Annotated in this window: 21 protein-coding genes and 3 pseudogenes; 12 read left to right on the top strand and 12 right to left on the bottom strand. The window is 69.3% G+C overall.

Translation table 11 applies throughout. The features are described 5' to 3' along the window. Window positions 1-391 precede the first annotated feature (391 nt). From BM093_RS37235 to BM093_RS36610, 4 genes are read left to right on the top strand one after another with little or no spacing between them, the layout of a single operon-like run. On the top strand, window positions 392-814 hold the full coding sequence (locus tag BM093_RS37235; RefSeq protein ID WP_245773501.1) for a hypothetical protein: 423 nt from the start codon (window positions 392-394) through the stop codon (window positions 812-814). Continuing rightward, complete coding sequence (locus BM093_RS13490; protein WP_245773513.1) at window positions 736-1284, top strand: fumarylacetoacetate hydrolase family protein; 549 nt, start codon at window positions 736-738, stop codon at window positions 1282-1284. The genes BM093_RS37235 and BM093_RS13490 overlap by 79 nt, the downstream gene beginning before the upstream one ends. A gap of 25 nt (window positions 1285-1309) precedes the next feature. Next, entirely contained in the window at window positions 1310-2083 is a 774-nt protein-coding gene (locus BM093_RS13485) for a VOC family protein (protein ID WP_218162759.1), read from the top strand. After that, entirely contained in the window at window positions 2080-2220 is a 141-nt protein-coding gene (locus BM093_RS36610; protein ID WP_218162758.1) for a hypothetical protein, read from the top strand. The genes BM093_RS13485 and BM093_RS36610 overlap by 4 nt, the downstream gene beginning before the upstream one ends. Before the next feature lie 44 nt (window positions 2221-2264). On the opposite strand, the pseudogene BM093_RS13480 reads toward BM093_RS36610, so the two are convergent. Together BM093_RS13480 and BM093_RS35090 are read right to left on the bottom strand one after the other, a co-directional pair. Beyond that, a pseudogene (locus tag BM093_RS13480) lies at window positions 2265-2806 on the bottom strand (transposase); the annotation flags it as partial. A 118-nt stretch (window positions 2807-2924) separates the two neighbouring features. Then, complete coding sequence (locus BM093_RS35090) at window positions 2925-3125, bottom strand: hypothetical protein (RefSeq protein WP_143105370.1); 201 nt, start codon at window positions 3123-3125, stop codon at window positions 2925-2927. Between the two features lie 227 nt (window positions 3126-3352). Between BM093_RS35090 and BM093_RS13475 the strand changes: the two genes are divergently transcribed. The 7 genes from BM093_RS13475 (at window position 3353) to BM093_RS13445 (ending at window position 12118) form a co-directional block, all read left to right on the top strand. Continuing rightward, window positions 3353-4159: a PaaX family transcriptional regulator gene (locus tag BM093_RS13475; RefSeq protein ID WP_245773500.1), complete on the top strand. Its 807-nt coding sequence runs from the start codon at window positions 3353-3355 to the stop codon at window positions 4157-4159. A gap of 99 nt (window positions 4160-4258) precedes the next feature. Beyond that, window positions 4259-5338 (top strand): cupin domain-containing protein, encoded by a 1080-nt coding sequence (locus BM093_RS13470; protein ID WP_093342438.1) that lies wholly within the window; start codon window positions 4259-4261, stop codon window positions 5336-5338. Beyond that, entirely contained in the window at window positions 5335-6147 is an 813-nt protein-coding gene (locus tag BM093_RS13465) for a fumarylacetoacetate hydrolase family protein (RefSeq protein WP_093342435.1), read from the top strand. Before BM093_RS13470 ends, BM093_RS13465 begins: the two co-directional genes overlap by 4 nt. Then, window positions 6147-7712: an FAD-dependent monooxygenase gene (locus BM093_RS13460; protein WP_093342432.1), complete on the top strand. Its 1566-nt coding sequence runs from the start codon at window positions 6147-6149 to the stop codon at window positions 7710-7712. Before BM093_RS13465 ends, BM093_RS13460 begins: the two co-directional genes overlap by 1 nt. Continuing rightward, the gene (locus BM093_RS13455) at window positions 7709-9754 is read left to right on the top strand and encodes an acetate--CoA ligase family protein (RefSeq protein ID WP_093342430.1); all 2046 of its coding nucleotides are present in this window, start codon (window positions 7709-7711) and stop codon (window positions 9752-9754) included. Before BM093_RS13460 ends, BM093_RS13455 begins: the two co-directional genes overlap by 4 nt. Beyond that, window positions 9735-11420 carry a (2,3-dihydroxybenzoyl)adenylate synthase gene (locus BM093_RS13450; RefSeq protein ID WP_093342428.1) on the top strand — a complete coding sequence of 562 codons (1686 nt, stop codon included), beginning with the start codon at window positions 9735-9737 and terminating at the stop codon, window positions 11418-11420. Before BM093_RS13455 ends, BM093_RS13450 begins: the two co-directional genes overlap by 20 nt. Beyond that, complete coding sequence (locus tag BM093_RS13445) at window positions 11417-12118, top strand: maleylpyruvate isomerase family mycothiol-dependent enzyme (RefSeq protein WP_093342425.1); 702 nt, start codon at window positions 11417-11419, stop codon at window positions 12116-12118. The genes BM093_RS13450 and BM093_RS13445 overlap by 4 nt, the downstream gene beginning before the upstream one ends. 404 nt (window positions 12119-12522) lie before the next feature. Here BM093_RS13445 and BM093_RS13440 read toward each other — a convergent pair whose 3' ends face one another. From BM093_RS13440 to BM093_RS37915, 10 genes and pseudogenes are all read right to left on the bottom strand, one after another. Continuing rightward, entirely contained in the window at window positions 12523-13281 is a 759-nt protein-coding gene (locus tag BM093_RS13440; protein ID WP_177238459.1) for a Crp/Fnr family transcriptional regulator, read from the bottom strand. 100 nt (window positions 13282-13381) lie between these two features. Continuing rightward, window positions 13382-13876 carry a flavin reductase family protein gene (locus tag BM093_RS13435; RefSeq protein WP_093342419.1) on the bottom strand — a complete coding sequence of 165 codons (495 nt, stop codon included), beginning with the start codon at window positions 13874-13876 and terminating at the stop codon, window positions 13382-13384. Continuing rightward, window positions 13873-14727: an alpha/beta fold hydrolase gene (locus BM093_RS13430; RefSeq protein ID WP_093342417.1), complete on the bottom strand. Its 855-nt coding sequence runs from the start codon at window positions 14725-14727 to the stop codon at window positions 13873-13875. The genes BM093_RS13435 and BM093_RS13430 overlap by 4 nt, the downstream gene beginning before the upstream one ends. A 41-nt stretch (window positions 14728-14768) precedes the next feature. Next, entirely contained in the window at window positions 14769-15923 is a 1155-nt protein-coding gene (locus BM093_RS13425) for an LLM class flavin-dependent oxidoreductase (RefSeq protein WP_093342414.1), read from the bottom strand. A 28-nt stretch (window positions 15924-15951) separates the two neighbouring features. Beyond that, window positions 15952-16752 (bottom strand): alpha/beta fold hydrolase, encoded by an 801-nt coding sequence (locus BM093_RS13420; protein ID WP_093342411.1) that lies wholly within the window; start codon window positions 16750-16752, stop codon window positions 15952-15954. Further along, the gene (gene ribA / locus BM093_RS13415) at window positions 16746-18035 is read right to left on the bottom strand and encodes a GTP cyclohydrolase II (protein WP_093342408.1); all 1290 of its coding nucleotides are present in this window, start codon (window positions 18033-18035) and stop codon (window positions 16746-16748) included. Before ribA ends, BM093_RS13420 begins: the two co-directional genes overlap by 7 nt. A 171-nt stretch (window positions 18036-18206) precedes the next feature. After that, a complete protein-coding gene (locus BM093_RS36605) occupies window positions 18207-18470 on the bottom strand; it encodes a hypothetical protein (protein WP_093342405.1) in 264 nt (87 codons plus the stop codon). Window positions 18471-18499: 29 nt separating this feature from the next. After that, window positions 18500-20404, bottom strand: a complete 1905-nt coding sequence (locus BM093_RS13405) for a hydantoinase B/oxoprolinase family protein (RefSeq protein WP_218162756.1) — start codon at window positions 20402-20404, stop codon at window positions 18500-18502. A 90-nt stretch (window positions 20405-20494) separates the two neighbouring features. Then, entirely contained in the window at window positions 20495-21100 is a 606-nt protein-coding gene (locus tag BM093_RS13400) for a hydantoinase/oxoprolinase family protein (RefSeq protein WP_342743005.1), read from the bottom strand. Between the two features lie 6 nt (window positions 21101-21106). Further along, a pseudogene (locus tag BM093_RS37915) lies at window positions 21107-21376 on the bottom strand (hydantoinase/oxoprolinase family protein); the annotation flags it as partial. Window positions 21377-21453: 77 nt separating this feature from the next. On the opposite strand from BM093_RS37915, the pseudogene BM093_RS13395 reads away from it, so the two are divergent. Next, window positions 21454-21679 (top strand): annotated as a pseudogene (locus BM093_RS13395) (IS701 family transposase); the annotation flags it as partial.

The raw sequence follows: 21679 nt of genomic DNA, 5'->3' as shown, positions 1-21679 counted from the left end.
CCGTCGCAGCCGGGCGGCCAAGACCACCGGCAGCGTGTGCGTGCACGGACGGCCACGCTGGCAACCCGGCTGACATACGAAGCCCTCCACGGTGAGGATGCCATGCGCGGCCTGTGGCCCGCTGACGGAACAGCAGTCTAATACCCAGATCTGTTTTCTGCCATTCGGAGAGAGATCGGGGCGGTGGGCTCACCCGGTCTCGCCGTTCGGATCCGACGCGTTGCCTCAGCCGGGATTCACCGGCGTGATATTCAAACCGGTGGGTTGATCTGGAGGAGTCGGTGATGGGTGGGGTCGGGGCAGGAGTGGTCTGCCGCGTCGTGCCGTCCGTGGGCGGCCACGCGGACTGGGCGATGCCGTGACGCAGCCCAAACGATCGCGAGGAGAGCCGATGCACGGTCCCGCCTGGAGCCTCGTGACCTATCACGAGGGCGACGTCGGCAAGCCACGCACGGGCATGCTGACCGACGGCGTCGTCCGCCAGGTGCCGGAGGCGATCGCCGGACGCCCGCTGCTCGACGTGCTCCGCGACTGGGACGCCGTGGTCCCGACGCTGCACGCGCTTGCCCCGGAAGACGGCGAGGTCGTTGCCGATGCCGTACTGCTCGCCCCGCTGCGCTACCCGGCGAAGGTGCTCTGCGCGGGGGCGAACTACTACGGGCACCTCGAATGGGCATCGGACGTCCCGAGCGGATGCGTCCTTACTTCTTCTTCAAGCCGCCGACGACGACAGTCATCGGGCCGGGGGAGGCGGTCGTGCTTCCGGCACGCGAAGGGCGCCGGATCGACTGGGAGGCCGAGCTCGCCGTGGTGATCGGACGCCGGTGCCGCCGAGTGCCCGCCGAGCGGGCGCGGGAGGTCGTCGCCGGCTGGACCATCGCCGACGACATCTCGGCCCGCGACCGGCTCTACCGCGACGCCCCCCTGGCGCCTCCCTTCGGCTTCGACTGGTTCGAGGCCAAGGCCGAGGACACCTCGTTCCCGATGGGGCCGGGTATCACGCCGGACTGGCTGGTCGGCGATCCCCAAGACCTCGCCATCCGGCTGCGCGTCAATGGCGAGACCAAGCAGGACGCCAGCACCGCCGACATGGTCTGCGGGGTCTGGGATCTGATCGCCGCTGCGAGCGAGGTCGCCACCCTCGAGCCCGGCGACGTCATCGCCACCGGCACACCGGCTGGCGTCGGCGGACCCCGCGGTGAGTTTCTCGCCCCGGGTGACGAGGTCACCGTCGAGATCGAGCACGTCGGCGTCCTGCGCCACACCGTCGTCGACAGCGCCTGACCCTCGAGACTTGGACGGAGCGATCATGTCCACCCCACCGCCCAGCGCTTCCGCGACCCGTGTGTCGAAGCTGGTCTACCTCGGCTTCGACACCCCGGACGTGGCCCGGATGGTCGACTATTACACCAACGTCCTGGACCTGGAACTGATCGAGAAGGATCACAACCGAGCGTTCCTCACCACCAACTTCGACCACCACTGCGTGGTGCTTACCAAGGGTGGTCCGAAAGCCCGCGCGGTCGTGGGCTACGAGGTTCACGAAGAGCTCGGTGACGCGCAGCGTCGATTGCAGGACGCCGGCTACGACGTCGAACGGCGTAGCGACATCGGACCGGGAACGCCCGATGTCCTCGTGCTCACCGAGCCCGACACCAGCGTGCCGCTGCACCTGGTGCCCGACCAGGACCCCAGCGGCGTCGAGGGCTACAGTCCGCTGCGTCCGACCAAGCTCGGGCACGTCGCGGCGTTCGCCCCGTCGCTCGAGCCCCTGGAGAGTTTCTACAAGGACCTGCTCGGGTTCCGGTGGTCGGACACGATCGGCGACTTCTTCGTCTTCCTGCGCTGCAACGCCGACCACCACGCGGCGAACTTCATGGCCAGCACCAAGTACGAGGGCATGCACCACGTGGCCTACGAGATGCGCGATCCTGCGCACCTGATCTCGATGCTCGATCATCTTGCCAAGCACGACTACCGCCTGCACTGGGGCCCGGCCGTCATGGCCCGGGACACAACCTGTTCACCTACCACAGGGACCCGGACGGCAACACGATCGAGCTGTTCACCCAGCTCGACATGATGGTCGACGAGAATCTGGGCTACTGGGAGCCGCGGCCGTGGCACGAGTCGTTCCCCCTGCGCCCCAAGACCTGGGAGGTCGACCTCGCCACGGTCAACCTCTGGGGCCCGATCAACGAGCGCGAGCTCGACCACTGATCTGGATCGTCGTCCACCGACAGCCCGGAAAATGTAGCCTTTGGGTCGGCGGCGGTGTTCGCACCGGCGTTGCCGCGACGAAGTTCCCCGGCGAGGAACTCGCCGGTGTTGTCGGGTGCTCCTTCTCCGAATGCGCGATCACGATCGTCGCGTCGAGATCGATCATCAGCGTCTGGCCGAGATCCCGGCCGGCCACCCGAGACGCAGGGAAGGCCTGACCATGGGTCTCGGCGTGCTGAGCCCACACGACCTCCCGCGCACGGGCCCGCGCCGCGGCAACCGAGGCCAAGACCTGGTCGTCGAGACGGTCGAGCAGCCGCCAGCACGTCGAGTCCGACGCCACCGGCCCGAACACCGCCGCCTGGTCCGCCAGGATCGCGACGTCGGAGAGCGTGGACGCACCATCCGCGACAGCCACGGCCATGTCGACCAGAACCCGACCCGGGTCGTGGCGGGTCCTCGGTCGGCGCAGCCTGTCCAGCGTGTCCGAGAGCCGGCCGGTCAGGGTGGTCCGGTCGGCGGCATCGGCCAGCAGCCGGGACCCGACATGCGACACCACCCCGTCCCCATCGGCGGACACGATGATCTTCGGACGCGTGGTTGTAGCCTGCGCCTGGAAAGTGCCCCCTCGACCTACCGGACATAGCCCTCAGCTAGCTCTGTCCTACCTGGTCACGGGGCACTTTCTGCGTTCGGGGTCCCGATCAGCCTTCAAGATCGTGAAGAGCCGGGGCTAACGGTTCGACTGCGGTGACATCGCCGACTTCGCCGAGCTCTTCGCTCCGGAAGAACGGCTCGTGTTCGGCAACGGCAAGCCTCACCGGTCCGAAGGAGGTCGAGGTGGGATTGGGGCGGTCCTCGGGACGATCAAGGGACTCAGCCACCGGACAGTCGAACAGTGGCACCAGGCGGGGTCCCGCGGTCGTGGCGTTGGATACGAACCACACCCGCCGGCACACAGCGGAGTCCTCCCGGAGCCCGTCGTTCCCTCATCCACCGCGGCGAGGATCGTCTGGTTGACGCTTACCGGAGCTTCTTCGACCTCAGCCCAGTGTGCAGCTGGAGCAGTAGAATGTCGGACGGTCGTCATCATAATGTCACGCGGCGGAGGTTCGAAATGCAGGCTCGTTCGTTGGTCTTCGACCTCTTCGGCGACTTCTTGCGCTACCGCGACGGCGACATACGACTGCGCAACCTGAGCGCGCTGCTGGACTGCTTCGGGGTGCCGGGCTCCACCGCCCGGGTGGTGGTCACGCGGTTGCGTAAGGAGGGCTGGCTGGTCAGCCGCCGAGATGGTCGGGAGACGGTGTACTCGCTCAGTGACGCGGCGTGGGCACTGCTTGACGAGGGTCGTGAGCGCATCTTCCACCGCGTGCAGGGGCCGTGGGACGGACAGTGGCACATGGTCCTGTACTCGGTGCCGGAGAGCGAGCGCGGGCTGCGTGAGCAGCTGCGCAAGAAGCTGTCCTGGTTCGGATTCGGGGCACTGTCGTCCGGTGTGTGGGTCAGCCCCCACGATCGGGCGGGTCGGGTCCAGGCGGCCTTCGCCGACGAGCGCGCGGTGCGGCTGGACGTGTTCCGTTCCCGTTCGACGGGGCATGACGCGGACCGTGACATCGCCGCGCGATCCTGGGACCTCGCCGCGCTCGGCAACGCCTACGCCGAGTTCCTGGGGACCTATGCGCCGCGGCTCGCGGGCTATCGGGCGGGGGACCTGCAGGGCGCTGCCGCTCTCGTCGAGCGGGTGCGGCTCGTGCACGACTATCGCCGCTTCCCGTTCCATGATCCCGACCTTCCGCGGGAACTGCTGCCCGAGTGCTGGCAGGGCCGGCAGGCCCACGAAGTGTTCCTTGAGGCCCACGGCCTGCTACGCGGCCCGGCTGAGGCGTGGGTGGACGCGCTTCTCGAGGCTCCGCTCGCGACGTCTCGGGCCAGCTAACAAAAGTTACACGTCGTAGACGGTCGTCGAATTACTGTTGTACCTTCGAGGCGTCACCGCCGCTCAGCCGCGTCGCCGCGGAGAGGAAGGAATTCGGGCATGACCGCCGCACCGGAAATCACCCCGCAGGAGCAGGAGCAGCTCGACGAGCTGTACGCGGCTTTCGCCGCCGCGCACATGACGCCGCTGTGGACCCAGATCGGCGGTCTGATGCCGACCACCCCGCGGCCGGACTCGGTACCGATGCTGTGGCGCTGGTCCACTCTGCTGCCGCTGGCCGAGCGCGCGGGCGAGCTCGTCCCGGTCGGCCGCGGTGGGGAGCGGCGTGCGATCGCGCTCGCCAACCCGGGCCTGCCCGGCACGCCCTACGCCACGCCGACGCTGTGGGCCGCGATCCAGTATCTGGGCCCGCGCGAGGAGGCACCAGCACACCGCCACACCCAGACCGCCTTCCGGTTCGTGGTCGAGGGCGAGGGCGTGTGGACGAACGTGGAGGGAGACCCCGTGGCCATGCGCCGGGGGGATCTGCTGCTCACCCCCGGCATGCATTTCCACGAGCACCACAACACCACCGACCACCCGATGGCCTGGATCGACGGCCTGGACATCCCGCTGGTCCGCACGATCGACGCCGGGTTCTTCGAGTTCGGCCCGGACGTGCTGGCCACGAAGGAGACGCCGGCGGTCTCGCGCAACGAGCGCTTGTGGGGGCACGCCGGGCTGACCCCGGTCGGCGCGCCCACCCCGAAGGCGTCTCCGCTGATGGCGTACCGCTGGGAGCACACCGACGCCGCGCTGACCGCACAGCTCGAGCTGGAGCGTGAGGGGCAGCCCGGTGTCGTCGAGCCCGGACACGCGGTGGTCCGGTTCACCAACCCGGCCACCGCAGGTGACTGTCTGACCACCATGCGTTGCGAGATGCATCGGCTGCGCGCCGGCACCTCCACCATGCTGACCCGTACGGCCGGATCGTCGGTGTGGCAGATCTTCGAGGGCTCCGGAGCCGTCACCGTGGGCGAGGAGCGGTACGAGGTCGGCAAGGGCGACCTGTTCTGCGTGCCGTCCTGGGCGGGTCTGGCCTTCGACACCGACTCCGGGCTCGACGCCTTCCGTTACTCCGACGCCCCCGTCTTCGAGGCCCTCGGTCTCGCCCACACCGCACGAGAGGGCCGTTCGTGAAGCTTGCGACCATCCGCACCGCCACTGCCACCGCAGCGGTCCGGATCGACGACGATGCGGCTGTTGAGCTGGGTGCCGAGGACCTCGGCGTGTTCCTGGCCCGGCCGGACTGGCGCAGTGCGGCCGAGACCGCGACCGGCGCGCGTCACGAGCTCACCGGGCTGAACTTCGCGCCGCTCGTGCCGAAGCCGGAGAAGGTGTTCTGTGTTGGTCTGAACTACCGCACACACATCCTGGAGATGGGCCGCGAGCTGCCGGAGTATCCGGCGTTGTTCGCGAAGTTCGCCCGGGCGCTGGTCGGTGCCCACGACCCGGTGGAGCTGCCGGCGGGGTCGGAGCAGGTGGACTGGGAGGCCGAGCTGGGTGTGGTCATCGGCACCGAGGTCCGGCACGCGAGCCCGGAGCAGGCCGCCGCGGCCATCGCCGGCTACACCGTGGTCAATGACGTGACCGCCCGAGACTTCCAGTACCGCTCTGTGGAGTGGCTGCAGGGCAAGACCTTCGAGCGGAGCACCCCGGTCGGTCCGTGGCTGGTCACGGATGCGGAGCCCGGTGACATCTCCTGCGAGGTCGACGGGGACGTGGTGCAGAAGGCGGACACCTCGGACCTGGTGTTCGGCCCGGCCGACCTGGTCGCCTACATCTCGCAGATCATCACCCTGGTGCCGGGGGACATTATCGCCACTGGCACGCCGGGTGGTGTCGGGCACGCCCGCAAACCCCCGCGCTACCTCGGGGAGGGCTCCGCGGTCGTGACTCGCGTCGAGGGAGTGGGCGAACTGAAGAACATCGTGGTGAAGGCGGACTGATGCGCATCGCCGTCGCCGGGGGCGGCCCGGGCGGGCTGTTCTTCGCCACACTGATCAAGCGGGCCGATCCGTCGGTCGAGGTGACCGTGTTCGAGCGGAACCGGGCCGATGACACATTCGGCTTCGGTGTGGTGTTCTCCGACCGCACTCTGGCCGGGATTTACGAAGCCGATCCGGTGCTGCGGCAGGCACTGACCGAGCACGGCCGTCACTGGGACGAGATCGAGGTCCGGCTCAAGGGCGAGCGGATCCGCTGCGGCGGCAACGGCATGGCTGCCGTGGTCCGTAAGACGCTGCTGGCGCTGATGCAGGCCCGCGCCCGGGAGGTCGGCGCCGACCTCCGGTTCTCCACGGAGGTCACGCTCGCTGAACTCGCCGACTACGACCTCGTCGTGGCCGCCGACGGCACCGGGTCGAAGATCCGCGAGCAGCTCGACGCCGACCTCGGCGTGGAGATCGAGACCGCGACCGCGAAGTTCGTCTGGTTCGGCACGGACTACCTGTTCGACGGCCTCACCTTCGTGCACGAGCGCAGCCCCGACGGCGTGTTCGCCGTGCACGGCTACCCGATCTCCGACGAGCTCTCCACGTTCATCGTGGAGACCGACGAGGCGTCCTGGCGGCGGGCCGGGCTCGACGAGTTCGACGTGACCCGTCCGTCCGGCGAGAGCGACTTGCTCTCCAAGGAGTACCTGGAAAAGCTGTTCGCCGACCAGATCGACGGGAAGCAGCTGCTGGCCAACAACTCCCGCTGGGGCAATTTCCGCACCCGGCGCACCAGCCGCTGGCACACCCTCGCGCCCCGCCCCGTCGCGTTCCTCGGCGATGCCGTACACACCGCGCACTTTTCAGTCGGTTCGGGCACGAAGATGGCAATGGAGGACGCGGTCGCACTGTCGGCTGCGCTCACCGCGCAGCCCCGTGACCTCGCGGCGGCGTTGGCCGCGTACGAGAAGGCCGCGCAGCCGTCCGTGCGCCAGATTCAGGACTCGGCCCGGCCGAGTCTGGCCTGGTGGGAGCATTTCGGCCGCTACCACGAGGCGTTCGATCCCTGGCAGTTCGCGTACCACTTCCTGTCCCGCAGCATCACCGACTCCCGGCTCGCCCGACGGGCGCCGGACTTCGTCGCCGCCAGCCACCAGGGATGGGTGGACGCGCACGGTGCCGAGCCCCTGGAGACCCCGTTCGAGAACAGGGGGTGGTCGGTGCCCGGTCGCGCCGTCGAGGTCGAGCTGGGCCACGGAATCCCGGTTCGCGCTGGCGGGCTGCCGCTCGGTGAGTCTGGCGAGGGTCCGTGGGGCGGGGTGCTGGCGGCTCCGGAGACCGAGGCCGGATTGCCGCATACCTTCTCCGCGCTGGCGGCGCTGGTCCGGCGCGGGCCCGCGGTCGTGGCGGTCCACGGCGGCACCCCGCTGACGCGGACGCTCGTCACAGAGCAGGCCCGGCTCGCCGAAGGCCTGCCCACCCTGCTCGTCGACCCGGACCTGGACCGGGACAAGGCTCTGACTGCGGTCCTCTCCGGACGGACCGATCTCGTCGGGGTGTCACCGGGGTGGGATCGATGAGCGCGCTCACGCCCCTGTTCGCGCCACGTTCGATCGCCGTCGTCGGGGCCTCACGCACGCCGGGGAAACTCGGTGCCGCGCTGGCCCGATCGCTTGACGGATTCGCGGCGGCCGGTGGCCGGCTCGCCCTGGTCAACGGCCGGGACGCCACGATGTACTCTTCCCTCGCCGCGGCCGCCGCGGACGGCCCGATCGATCTCACAATGATCTGTGTCCCCGCCCCCGCGTGCCCCGGCGTGCTCGCCGAGGCGGCCGCTGCCGGTGTCGGCGCCGCGGTGATCTGCGGTGGCGGGTTCGCCGAGGCCGGCGGATCGGGCGTCGGCTTCCAAGACGAGCTCGCAGCGGTGGTGCGGGACAGCGGGATCCACCTGCTCGGGCCCAACACCAGCGGCTTCCTCACCCCGCCTCGTGCACTGACGGCGAGCTTCGTCCCCGGCGTCGCGTCGGTGGAGGCCGGGCGTGTCGCCGTGGTCGCCGCCAGCGGCGGGGTCAACCACGCGCTGGCCTTCCTCCTGTCCGAGGCCGGACACGGAATCAGCCTGGCCGTCGGCCTAGGCAACGGCGTGGACATCACCGCGCCGGATGTCCTGGCCCACCTCGCCACCGACCCGTCGACCGGTGCGGTGGCCCTGCACGTCGAATCGGTTGCAGACGGCCGGGCACTGGTCGAGGCCGTCGCGGCACTCGTGCCGCACAAACCGGTTGTCGCCCTGGTCGTGGGGCGCAACGACGTCGGAGACTTCGCCGCGTCACACACCGGAGCACTCGCCACCTCCTGGCGCACCACCCGCGCCGCCCTCGCGCAGGCCGGCGCAGTGCTCGTCGACGACGAGCGCGAGTTGGTCGACGCGGTCGGCGCATTGTCGGTGACCCGCGCTGCTCCGGCGGCTGACCCCGGCATCGGCGTGGTAACAGCGCAGGCGGGCCCCGGGCTGCTGCTGCTCGACGAGCTGCGGAGCCGACGCGCCCGCGTCCCTGAGCTCACCGAAACCAGCCAGGGAACGCTCGCGACCCTGCTGCCGCCCCTGACCTTCCAGCGCAACCCGGTCGACACCGGGCGCCCCGGGCCGGAGTTCGGCGCCGTGTTGTCCGCGGTGTCCGGAGACCCGCGGGTGGACGTCGTCGCCGGGTATGCCCTGCATGAACCCGACGCCGTCGACCTCACCGCAGCGGTCAAGGAAGGCTGCCTGACCGAGGTACCGGTGGTGCTCGGCGTCGGTGGCCACGGGACGGACGTACTGCGATGCCGCGCCGAGCTGATCTCCGCCGGCGTCGCCGTGGCCGCCGACCCCCACGGGGTCGCCGCCGCCAGCGCAGCGATCCTCGCCGACGCCCGTGGCCGCGCCCGGATCGCCAGCACGCCCGATCCTGTCGAGGTCACCGTGCCGGCCGCTCCGCTGGACGAGCACCAGGCGAAGGACCTGCTCGACGCCCTCGGCATCGCCACCATGCCCCGGCGTGCCTGCGCGGACCGCGCCGAGGCACGGGCGGCGCTCGCCGAGCTGGGCGGACCGGTCGCGGTCAAGCTGCTCGACGCCACAGTCCTGCACAAGACCGAGATCGGCGGGGTCAAGCTCGGCATCCGGGACTCCGCAGAACTCGAGTCCGCCCTAGACACCCTGGAAGCCGCGGGCGCCTCCCGGTTCCTCGTGGAGCGCATGGCGCCGGGCGGGGTCGACCTGGTCCTCGGCGCCCGGCGGGACGCCGTGTTCGGCCCGATCGTGCTGGTCGGATTGGGTGGGACCACTGCGGAGGCCCTCGCGGACGTCTCCGTGCGACTCGCCCCACTGACCGTCGCCGAGGCAGCCCTCATGCCGGCCGAGCTGGCGGGCCGTGCGCTGCTCGAGGGCTGGCGAGGCGGTCCGAGCCTGGATCCCGCCGCGCTCGGTGAGGCCGTCGCCCGATTGGGCGGGGCCCTCGCCGCTACGCCCGACCTCGCCGAGATCGAGGTCAATCCACTCCGACTCACCGACGACGGCCTGGTCGCCCTCGACGCCGTCGTCCTGCACCGGGAGGCCGACGATGCCCAGCCCCATCAGTGAGCACACCGTCCCCTGGCCCGCCGCAGAGGCCGAGCGGTACGTCGCCGCTGGCTACTGGCAGGGGGTCCCGCTCGGCCACCTGCTGCGCGAGGTCGCGGACCGCACACCCGACGCGCCCGCGCTCGTCGACGCGGCGAACGGGCTGCGGCTGACCCACCGCGAGCTCGCGGACCGGGCGGACGCCGCCGCGGCCCGCCTGCTGGACCTGGGCATCACGCGCGGCGACCGGATTCTCGTGCAACTCGGCAACAGCGCGGAGTTCGTGATCCTCGCCCTCGCCTGCCTCCGCGCCGGCCTCGTGCCGGTGATGGCGCTGCCCGCGCACCGGCGCACGGAGCTGAGCTACCTGGCCGCGCACGCCGAGGCCGTCGCGATCGCGGTCCCCGACCGGATGCGGGACTTCGACCACCAAGCGCTGGCCCACGCCTTGGGCCCGGACGTGCAGAAGACCACCGATGCGGACTGGCACGTCCTTGTCGACGGCGACCAGCTCGATGACGCGAGTGTCGATCTGCGCGCGCTCTGCGGGCCGGGGACAGGGGAGGAGCGCGCCCGGATGGACGCGGCCGCTCCCGACAGCCGGGACGTGGCCGTGTTCCTGCTCTCCGGCGGCACCACCGGCCTGCCCAAGCTGATCGCCCGCACCCACGACGACTACGCCTACAACGCTCGGGCCAGCGCGGACATGGCTGCGGTCGACGCGGACTCGGTCTACCTGGTCAGCCTGCCGGCCGGGCACAACTTCCCACTGGCCTGCCCGGGCATCCTTGGGGTGCTACTCGCCGGTGGCACCGTCGTCATACTGCCGTCGCCGGAGCCAGCACGGGCCTTCGCCACCATCGCCGAGGAGGGGATCACGCACACCGCGGTGGTTCCGGCCGTTGCCGGCCGCTGGCTGGAGCACGCGGTCGAGCACGGTGCCCCGGCGCCGCTGCGGGTGCTGCAGGTCGGTGGGGCACGCCTGGCCGACAAGCTCGCCCGGCGCGTCGAGCCGGTGCTCGGGGCGCGGCTGCAGCAGGTGTTCGGGATGGCCGAGGGCCTTCTCAACTTCACTCGCCTGGACGACCCGATCGACGTCATCTGCACCACGCAGGGCCGTCCGATGTGTCCGGACGACGAGGTACGCCTCGTCGACGAGCTGGACGTCGACGTCGCCGAGGGAACACCCGGCTCGCTGCTCACACGAGGCCCCTACACGCCGCGCGGCTACTACCGCGCCGTCGAGCAGAACGCCCGGGCGTTCACCGAGGACGGCTGGTATCGCTCCGGCGACATTTGCCGCCGTACGCCAGAGGGCAACCTGATCGTGGAGGGCCGCGACAAGGACATGATCAACCGCGGTGGGGAGAAGATCTCCGCCGAGGAGGTGGAGAACCTCGTCTACCAGCTGCCTGCGGTGAGCCAGGTCGCCGCGGTTGCGATGCCGGACCGGGAGCTCGGCGAGCGCGTGTGCCTGTACGTCGTGCCTCGTCCGGGCGCGACGGTCACCCTCGACGAGGTGCGCGAGGCCATGGCCGCGATCGGGGTGGCGAAGTTCAAGTGGCCGGACCGCTTGGAGGTCGTCGACGCGCTGATGTCGACGAAGGTCGGAAAGATCGACAAGAAGGCGTTGCGGGCGGACATCGCCGAGCGCCTCGAGCACGAGTCCGCGGGAGCGAACGCATGACCGACCGCCATGACACGTCGACGACGCTGCCTTGGCTGCGGCAGGGCACCGAGCTGCTGCTGACCACGGTGGACAAGCTCGACGACGATGCCTTCGCCGAGCCGAGCAGCCTGCCCGGTTGGACGAGGGCGCACCTCGTAGGGCACGTCGCGCGCAACGCCGAGGCGCTGGTGCGGCTGGCGACTTGGGCTCGGACCGGTGTCGAGAACCCGATGTATGCCGACCGCGCCCAGCGCGCCGCGGAGATCGAGGAGTCGGTGGGATTCCCGCCGGACCGGCTGCGGCGCGAACTGCACGAGACCGCCGAGGCTCTCGATGCCGCCCTGGCCCAGCTCACTCCGGAAGCCTGGCGTTCGGAGGTGCGCAGCGCCCTGGGGCGGGCGATCCCCGCCGCCGAGGTGCCGTGGATGCGCAACCGCGAGGTGTGGCTGCACGCCGTCGACCTGGACACCGGGGTGACCACGGCCGATCTGCCCGCCGACCTCGTCGATCTACTGCTCGACGACGTGACCGGGATGCTCTCCACCAAGGACGGGTGCCCTGCCTGCACCCTGCGCCCCACCGACCGGAATCGGGAGTGGCAGCTGGGTAGGGCCCCGGCGTTGGGTGAGATCGCGGCTCCCGCGGCGCGGGTTGCGGGCTGGCTGACCGGCCGCGCGACCCTCCCCGACACCCCCGCTCTTCCCACCTGGCTCTGACCTCGGTGTGGATGCCCGATCCGCCGGCACAAGGCGGAATGGGCATCCTCGGCTCGCCTGCTCGAGTCCGACGGCGACCCGCCGGTCCTCGGCGAGTTTCCTCCGCGCCGTCATGTACTTCTCACCGAGTCGACATAGTCGACAGCACGCTGCCTCCGCAGAAGTAGGCGGCAGAGAATCCGGTGTGCCGAGACATCGCCCCGCACCTCCACAGAGTCGTCGCCGGTCGCCAGGTCGGCTGTCTGCAGCTACAGGTTGTACTGGCGGAATCAGAGCCAGGGGACGCTGCAATAACAGGTGTCTTCGCCCGGGATGCTCCGCGCAGCGACATCAGCCCGCTCGGTGGGGTTCTGCACGGCCTCCAGCCGTACCGCGGCATTGTCGCCGAGCGGCCCTGTGGCCGCTCAACTGAGGAAGGTGTCCGGCTCCGCCGAGGGGCCCAACATCTCCTGATCCCGGTCACCCCCCGCGAGGTCCGCTCGGGGTACTGGTCGTTTCGAGGGCTCGTCCGACTCTTGTCCGGCCGCGATTCGGTGCAGCTCACTGGGGTCTGAGATCCGGATGCCGGAGGGATGGCGCTCCACGAGGCCGGCCTCACGGAGCTTCCGGAGCGCTCGGGCCACAACCTCGCGCACCGAGCCGATGGCGTCGGCGAGCTCCTGTTGATCGACCTTGACGATGAGACCCTCGGGTGCGTTGGAGGCGAGGTCGAGTAGGTGCCTGCTGACGCGCTGCTGCACGGTGCCGAACAAGTTGTCCCCGAGGAATTCCACGGTCTCGAACACGATCTGGCACGCCTGTTGGGCGAGGAGCCAGGACAGAGTCGCGTCGCTCGCCGCCAGGCGACGCAGTGTGTTGACATTGAGCATCGAGACCTCGCAGTCGGTGATCGCGTCGGCTCCCACGGGGGAGCCCTGCGCGATCGCCGCCGGCAGGCCGATGACCTGCCCTGGACCCGCATAGCGCACCGTCGCGGCGCGCCCCTCCTTGGACACGACCTTGACGCGTGCCTGGCCGTGGTGGAGAAGTGCGAGCTTGGGCGGGCCGAACGCCTGGTAGATGGCCTGACCGGCCGGCACGGTCACCACGAACGCATCATGGAGCATGGCGTTGCGGATCTCGGAGGAGAGCTGCGCGAAGTAGCTGCTTTCCCATGCCGTCAACGTGCCAGCGTGTAGACCGCCGCGTACCGTAGCCATGACCGGTCACCCCCTTCATCGCAGGCCTCCGCCAGCCTATCCGCCAGGTGTCAACACGAGTGGCTCAGACGAAGCGGTAACCGGGTGTTCTGCCTCGGTGGAAGAGAAGCGGTTCGGATCCGTCGCTGTGTTCGGCGTGCAGGACACGGCCCACGACGATCTCGTGATCGCCCCCGGGATGGACGGTATTGATATCGCAGACGAGTCGAGCGGCGGCGCCGTCGATCGCGGGCAGGCCGTCGTCGGTGGGCCGGAGCGTCACGCCGGCGAACTTGTCGCCACCGGACCGAGCGAACGAGCGAGCCAGCGCGCTGTGCTGCGTGGCGAGAATGTCCACGGCGAACCGGCCGGTGGCCCGGATCCCGGGCCAGGTCGTCGAGGTTAGGGCCGGGCAGAAGAGAATGAGGGGAGGGTCGAGCGAGAGGGACGTGAACGAGTTGACGGCCATGCCAAGAGGCGTGCCGTCGGCGGCGGTGGCTGTCACCACGGCGACGCCGGTCGCCCAGTGACCACAGACCTGGCGCAGCACGGCGGGGTCGACGCCGGTCCCTGCCGTCATGACGACAGCTCCTTCCGGAAGCGGCGGTCGAGGAACGACAGCAGATCGTCGCGGAACCGCTCGGGATGTTCGATGTTTGGGATGTGACCGCAGTCCGGATAGACCAGCAGCTCGGCGTCGGGTATCCGCGCCGCGACCTCGTCGGCATAGCCGGGCAGCCGGAGTGGGTCGTCGGCTCCCGCGACCAGCAACGTCGGCACGGTGATGTTCTCGTACCGGGTGGCGTCGGCCTTTCCGAACTCCCCGCCGCCTTCGTTGCCCGGCGGACGCAGGCGGGCCGACGCGGCGCACTGCCAGGCACCGGGCTCGAGGCTGAGCCGATGCCGCCAGCGCACATACTCCGCATCGTCGGCGAGGTCGGCCGAGTGCATCAGGGTGCGGAGGATGCGCGCCATGCCGGCCTCGGTGAGGTCGTAGTCGAGGATGGTGCGCCGGGCATCGTTGTCGGGCACGAAACCACCGCCGCTGACCAGGACCGCCGTAGTGGCCCGGAACCCGGGCTGGTCCTGCGCGAGGTCCTTGGCCAGGTACGTGCCGCCCATCGAGTTGCCGACGAAGGCAGCGGGTCCGAGGTCGAGAGCCTCGACCGTGGCGGCCATGTGACGCATCCGCCGCCCGGTCGGATCCGCGAAGTCGACCACCTTGTCGGTGCGCCCGAACCCGAGCCAGTCCGGGGCCACGGCGTGGTAGCCCGCCTCAGCGAGTGCCGGCATCAGGGAGGACCACGAGCTCTCGGCGCAGGCGCCGTACTCGCCCGAGTGAAGAAGGACGACCGGCGGGCCCGAACCCGCTTCCAGAATGTGGGTTCGCATACCGTCCACGGTGAGGAAACGGCTGCCGGATGCGGTCATCGTGGTCCTTCCCTGAGATGCGTGTCCCACGCCGGACCTGCTCAAACGGTGACGGACTGGGGGGAGTACAGGCCGTCGAGCGCGGGCTTGACCTGCTCGGCGAACGTGCGGATGCCCTTGACCGTTTCGTCGTGTTCCAGGAAGCCGGCCTGCCCCATCAGCAGCAGGTGCCCGAAGCCACCGACCTTCTCGTAGAACTTCTCGATCTGGCCGCGGACGGTCGACGGGCTTCCCGCGAAGACGATGCCCTCCTCGATCAGATCCTCCAGACTCAGGGACTTGAAGTCGTACGCGGACCGCTCACCGCGGAGACCTGCGGCTCGGGCGAAGTACGGCGTGTAGCCCGGCGGCTGGACGAACTCGAAGGGCACCTTGTTTGCCTTGACGTACCACATCAGCTTCCGCGCGCCCTCGAGGCCTTCCTCGTCCGTCTCGCCCGTGTAGGTGAGGGCGGCGTAGGCGAAGCGGTCGTCGGCCGGAGCCGGTCGGCCGGTTTCGGCCATCCGGTCCCGGTAGGCCTGAAAGACCTTCCGGGTGCCCTCGTAACCGGTCAGGAACGAGGCGATGACGTAGTTGTTGTCCGCGACGCGGGCGGCACTCCCGGGGCTCATGGCGGTGACCCAGACCGGAGGGTTGGGCTGCTGGTAGGGCCGAGGCCAGATGTTGACGTGGCGTTGCTGGAAGAACCTGCCCTCCCAGTTGAACGGGCCGTCGTGCGTGGTCCACGCCTTCTGGATCAGCTCGATGGCCTCCCACATTCGCTCGCTCATCTGGACGGGCTTGCTGTTGACCGCGGATACCTCATAGGGCACGCCCCGCACGAAGCCGACTTCGAGACGGCCGTGGCTGAGCAGGTCGACCAGCGCCATCTCCTCGGCTACGCGGACCGGGTCCTTCCGGTTGGCCACCGGGTTTCCCAGAATCAGGATGCGGGCGTTCGTGGTGAGCCGCCCCAGCGTGCCTGCGATGATCGGCGCGGCCGGGTCCATGCAGGTCGCGGTCGAGTGATGCTCGTTGATCATCACGTTGATGCCGCACTCGTCGGCGATCTGCCACTCGGCCAGGTAGCGGTCCCACAGTCGCATCGCCACGTCAGGGTCGATGACGCCGTTGGGCAGGGTGACCCGGATGGAGTTGATCGTCTCCTCCGGGGGCAGGTACGGGTACGCGGTCTCGCTGAAGTGCCAGTACTGCATCAGGTCTCCTCGGGATGCGCCGAACTCGTCAGGCGGAGTGCTCGGCGATGAGCTTGGCGAGGGTGTCGGGCTGCTCGATCTGTGCGCGGTGGCCGGCTTCGCCAACCAGTTCGAAGCGGGCGCCGGGGATCGCGTCGGCGTAGGCGCGCCCGTAGTCGGGGCTGACGACGCCATCCTGCGCACCCCAGGTCACCAGCGTTGGGACGTGGATGCGGTGCAGCCAGCGCTGCAGGCGGGGATTGTGCAGGTACGGCTCCCACCCGTAGAGGGCGAGCGCCTCCTCGTTGCGTGCGATGTGGAGGACGTCGTCGCGGGAGGCTTGACTCAAGTCTCCGGGGCCTGCAGCTGGATCGGCGTAGTGGCGCGCGTCGAGCTCGCTCCGGGAAATCGCGAAGACGTCGCTGATATCGCGGTCCTCGCGGCCGCCGACCTTGATGCCGACAGGGTCGACCAGGGTGAGTCGGCCCAGGCGAGAGCAGTCGCGGACCGCCATCTCCGCGGCAACCCAGCCCCCGAACTGAAGCCCGACGAGCATGGTGTCGTGCCAGTCTTGACGTTCCAGCCACTCCAGGTAGAGGTAGGCGAGATCCTCGACGGAGTCGCACCAGTCTGGACGTGGCGACAGGCCGAACCCTGGATGGCTCGGGGCGATCACGGTGAACCGCTCGGCGAGGGCAGCGATGAAGGCGTCGTTGGCCTCGCGCCCCTCAGCTCCGTGTAGAAGCACGAGGGCGGGGCCGGATCCGCTGGTGTGGACGTCCAGGACGATGTCCTCGCCCTCGGCCCTCCCCACGACGGTTCCGCTGCCGGAGTCGACAAGGCTCAACATGCGCTGGTTCCTTCCATATGACGCGTGTGGTCGCTTTGGCCGGGGAGGACGTGTGCTCCCTCATCGATAGACAGGGCCAGGTGGTGCCCGAGCCGCCGACGTTTGGTCCGCAGATAGCGCTCGTTCTCCGGGCGGGCGGGGAGCTGCACGGGGATCATGTCGAGCACCGCGATGCCGCAGTCACGCAGAGCGCTGGCCTTGTGCGGGTTGTTGCTCAACAGCCGGAGCTCATGGATTCCGAGCTCTCGGAGCAGCGCCGCGGCCGAGGCGTAGTCGCGCGCGTCGACCGGAAGTCCGAGGCGCGTGTTCGCCTCGACCGTGTCACAGCCTTGTTCCTGCAGCGCGTAGGCGCGGATCTTGTCGACCAGGCCGATACCGCGACCCTCGTGACCTCGCAGGTAGATCACCACCCCGGCACCGGCATCGGCAATGGCGGCCATCGCTGCGTCCAACTGCTCACCACAGTCGCAGCGCCGCGAGCCGAACACGTCACTGGTCAGACACTCCGAATGCACCCGCACCAGCGGAGCCCGAAGCTCAGCCGGATCGCCGAGCACGAGAGCAAGATGTTCGACGTCGTCGAGCCCGCCGTGCGCTACTGCCTTCCAACTGCCGTACCGATTCGGGATCGATGCCGTCGCGACTCTCGCTGAGCCGGGCCCCGGGTGATCGGTGAGTGCGAGCGCGAGGTCGTCGACGTGCAGCATCGGGATCTCCAGCCGCGCGGCAAGCTCGGTCAGGTAGGCGCAGTCGGCCGGGGCGCCGTACTCGTCGAGCACTTCACAGATCGCGGCGGCCGGTGCCAGGCCGGCTCGGACGGCCAGCTCCACAGCGGCCTCGGTATGCCCGCGGCGCTCGACAAGCCCTTCTGCGACCGCACGCAACGGGAAAATATGACCGGGTCGGCGAAGGCCCTCCGGACGAGTGCTGGGGTCGGCCAATGCTCGGATCGTGGCGGCGCGGTCTGCTGCCGAGATTCCGGTGCCGGTGGTGCACGCGTCGACCGAAACGGTGAAGGCCGTACCGTGCGAGTCGGAGTTGCGCTCGACCATCTGAGGCAGATGCAGCCGGTCGACGAGCGCAGGTGCAGCGGCGACGCAGACCAGCCCACGGCCTTCGTTGAGCATCAGATTGACTGTCGACGGCTGTGCCAGCTCGGCCGCGAGGACGAGATCACCTTCGTTTTCGCGGTGGTCGTCGTCGAGGACAAGGACCGGGCGGCCCGACCGCAGCGCGGCGACTGCATCGCCGACAGGGTCCGCAGAAGCTGCGGTGCTCCTCATGAGCGCCTCCTCGTTGATCGCTGTGGCTCAGCGTGCTCGCTGCGGGACCGGGTAGTCGGGGACCTGGATCGGGGCCCTGCGTGACCTGAGGCACGGATGCGTCGTTGACGCATGCGGGCGTGGCCGGGGCCCCGCAGCGGGGCCCCGGCCAGTCGGCACGGCGGGGTTCGGTCAGTCGCTCGGGGTGGTGAGCGTCGTTTCCCGGGTAGCGACGTCGTCGACGGCTGCGACTTCAGTCAGTAGAGCTGTGTGACAGCCGGGACAGAGCTTCTGGCGGAACTCCACCGCGGCACGGATGAAGGCCGGAACACCGGCACGGACCTGGGGACCGGCCTTCGCGACGTCTCCGCGCCGGGTGAGTGCGCGGTGCAGGGCCGGTTCGCCGGCCTCGGCAAGCACGTGATCGCAGTGCGCGCAGTGAATCTTCCCGTTCACACTGGTCAAGTTGTCGTTGACTCGACGGTTCATCGGGCACCCTCCGGCTGCTGTGCCTCGGCTGCTCGGTCGCGCCGGATGGCACGCCGTTGTTCGACGGTCGCGTCATGATCGACAGTTTTGTCGCCGTGCAGGACGACGCCATAGACATCGCGCGCCGCCGCTGACGTCACCTTCTCGGCCAGCACATCTGCGGCCACGGCGTCCGGCGCGCGGTGCAGCGGGTCCCCGTAGCCGCCGCCCCCCTGCCACGCCAGAAAGTAGACGTCGTCGAGGCCAAGCTTCGTCTCGAGATGCGGCGGCATCGGCTCGTGCACGCCTTGCACCTGCTCGATGTCGGTGACGACCGTGCCCTGGGAAAGCAACTCCCGAATGTTGGAGTTCCGAACGGCGACGTCGTACTGGGTGTTCGCCGGATACCCGCCCGACATCCCGGACGACTGGGGCATCGCCTTGCCGCCCCCGGAGACGACCAGCGCCACCTCAGGCGCCGGACTGTCGTAGACGACGAACGCCGACGAACCACCCAACCCGCCTCGGTATCGCCCGGGCCCACCGGAGTCGGCCTCCTCACGGCGCCAGAGGTAGAGCATCGGGTAGCTGAACTCACTCATCTCCACGTCCGGCACTCGTCCCATCGGGATCATCGCGAGGCCACCGGTATCGACCCCGTCGGAGTCCGGCCGGGCGCCGAGTCCACCGGCCATCGGGTCGCCGACGAGGTTGACAAACGGCCCACCGCGCTGATCGAGGCCGGCAAGCAGCGCCAGATCCCACGAGCCCACACACACACTCATCGCGTTGCGGCTGTACTCGGCGTGGGCGTCCAGCATGCCGGACAGGCACTCGGTGACAGCGTTCGTCGTGGCCCAGGCCGATGCGACCGAGCCCTTGCTCACCCCGGCCGGATAGGTGCAGTCGTTGACGGTCCCCGGTTCGCTGATGATGTCGAAGCACCGGTAGAGCCCTCCGGGGGACCACGGAAGGTCGCCGCACAGCGTTGTCAGCAGCACTGGCATGATGCCGCCCCGGATCCCGGCGAACGTACAGTTGATCAGACCGTCAGCCTGAGCATCGGTACCGGTGAAGTCGAAGGTCATCTGGTCGCCCTGCTTCTGCAGGCGGAGCCGGATGCGGTAGAGGCCGTCGTCACCCTGCCGCGCGGAGTCCTGGTAGGAGACCGCCGTCCACTCCCCGTCCGGGATCTCGGAGAGCTTGGCGCGGAGGCGTTGTTCGGCATCGTCGATCATGCGTCGCATTACCGCCTTGACGGTGTCGGCAGAGTACTTCTGCACGAGTTCGTTCAGGCGTTCCTGGGCCATGTGGTTGGCCCCGATCTTCGCCCGCAGGTCGAGCGCGACCAGCGCGGGGATGCGGCACCGGCGCAGCCAGACGTCCTCGATGTCCGACCGCAGGTGCCCGCCCTCGACGATCTTGAGCGGCGGGGTGGGCAGCGACTCCCAGAACACATCCTGGGAGTTGACCGACCAGCTACCGGGCGAGACTCCGCCGACGTCGACCTGATGGGCAACTGCCGCGGTCCAGGCGAAGATCTCGTCGCCGACGAACAGCGGAGCGAACAGCGACACGTCGTTCTGGTGCAGGCCGCCGCCGACCCAAGGGTCGTTACAGAGGAACATGTCCCCAGACCGGATGCCGGGATTTGCGGAACGGTTCTCCAACGTCCACTTGACCGCCATGTCGGAGCAGGCGGCGAGTTCGGTGTTGTAGAGCCCCATCTGTACCGCTTCGCCGACCTCATCGAGGATGGCGAAGTTGAAGTCGTTGCAGTCGGTAACGATGATCGAGCCCGACATGCGGACGATGGCCTCGCCCATCTCGTCGGTGACGGCTTCGAGCCGGTGCCGGACGACCTCGTAGGTGAGTGGGTCCAGGCGTGTGACCGCCTCGGTCGAGACGTCGTGCAGCTTCACGTGCGGGGACGCGAGCTCACGGACCTCGGCGGCCGGGCGTGGGCGGTAAGAGAACTTCTCGGAGCCGGGTACAGGATTGACGGGCATGGCTCAGGCCCCCTTCTCGTCGGTGAGCACGACATTGCCGAGCCGGTCCACCTCGGCATTCATCCCAGCGGGGACGGCGAGGGTGGTGGTGTCCGCTTCGACAATCGCCGGTCCGGCGAAGCGGTGGCCGGCTCGGAGATCGGCGTTCTGGTAGACGGCCGCGTCCTGCCAGCCGGCTTCATGCGAGAGGAACGCGCGCCGCTGACCGGATGGTGCAGGTGTTCCCGAACCGGTCTCATGGCCGGGCAACTCGGAGGAGAACGGGAGCGTGCCGGTGGCGTACGCCCGATAGGTGATCAGCTGCAGACCGGCGTCCCGAAATCCGGCCTCTGAACCATAGAGCTTGGCGTAGAGTTCGTCGAAGGTCTCGGCGACCCCTTCCAGGGCTTCCTGGTCGAGGGAACCGGCCGGTACCGGAGTCGCGACCTCGGACAGCTGCATGCTGTACCGGATGTCGACCTCCCGGGTGATATCCACCGACTTGAACGGTAGCTGTTGTGCGTCCATGCGCTCGTGGAGCTCGCCCTCAATCCCGTCGTAGGCGCGCTGGACCACCTCCGGGGGCACCGGGTGGTTCGCGGGATCGGACACCTCGGCGGAGAGGACCACATCGCTGGTGGCCAGTCCGTATGCCGAGAACGTCGAGGCCGTCGCGCCGAGCGGCACCACAACTGCCTCGGCGCCAAGGTCGCGAGCGTAGTTGGCGCAGTGCACCGGGCCGGCGCCGCCGAACGAATAGACCACGAAGTCGCGCGGATCGTATCCGGAGTTCACCACGACGCTTCGGACCAGATCTGCAGCCTGAGCGTTCTGGATCGCATAGATCGCTGCCGCGGCGTCCTCGACAGACATGCCCAGCGGCTCGGCGATCTTCTCCCGGATCGCCTTCTCAGCTAGTACTGCAACGGCGGTTTCGGCGTGTCGTGAGAGGCTGACGGTCGTTCGGCGGTGATGATCGCCGTGTGGTGGATCTTGCTGGGTGGGTGGCGGCGTTGGACCAGGTCATAGCCTCGATCGGTCCTCGGTTCTTCCGTCGTGAGCCCCGCGCGCGGGCCGGAGCGTACGTGCGCGGGCTGCTGGCTGGGCTGGAGCGCAAGAACGGCTGGACCCTGGCCGAGCACGCCGGTGCGGTCTCGCCGGACGGGACGCAGCGGCTGCTGCGCACCGCGGACTGGGACGTTGACGGGG

Origin of the sequence: Pseudonocardia ammonioxydans, from assembly GCF_900115005.1 — a bacterium.
In the GTDB taxonomy this organism is placed as follows: Bacteria; Actinomycetota; Actinomycetes; order Mycobacteriales; family Pseudonocardiaceae; genus Pseudonocardia; species Pseudonocardia ammonioxydans.
Note: the sequence above shows the minus strand (reverse complement) of the source record. Positions and strands in the feature narration are given on the sequence as shown.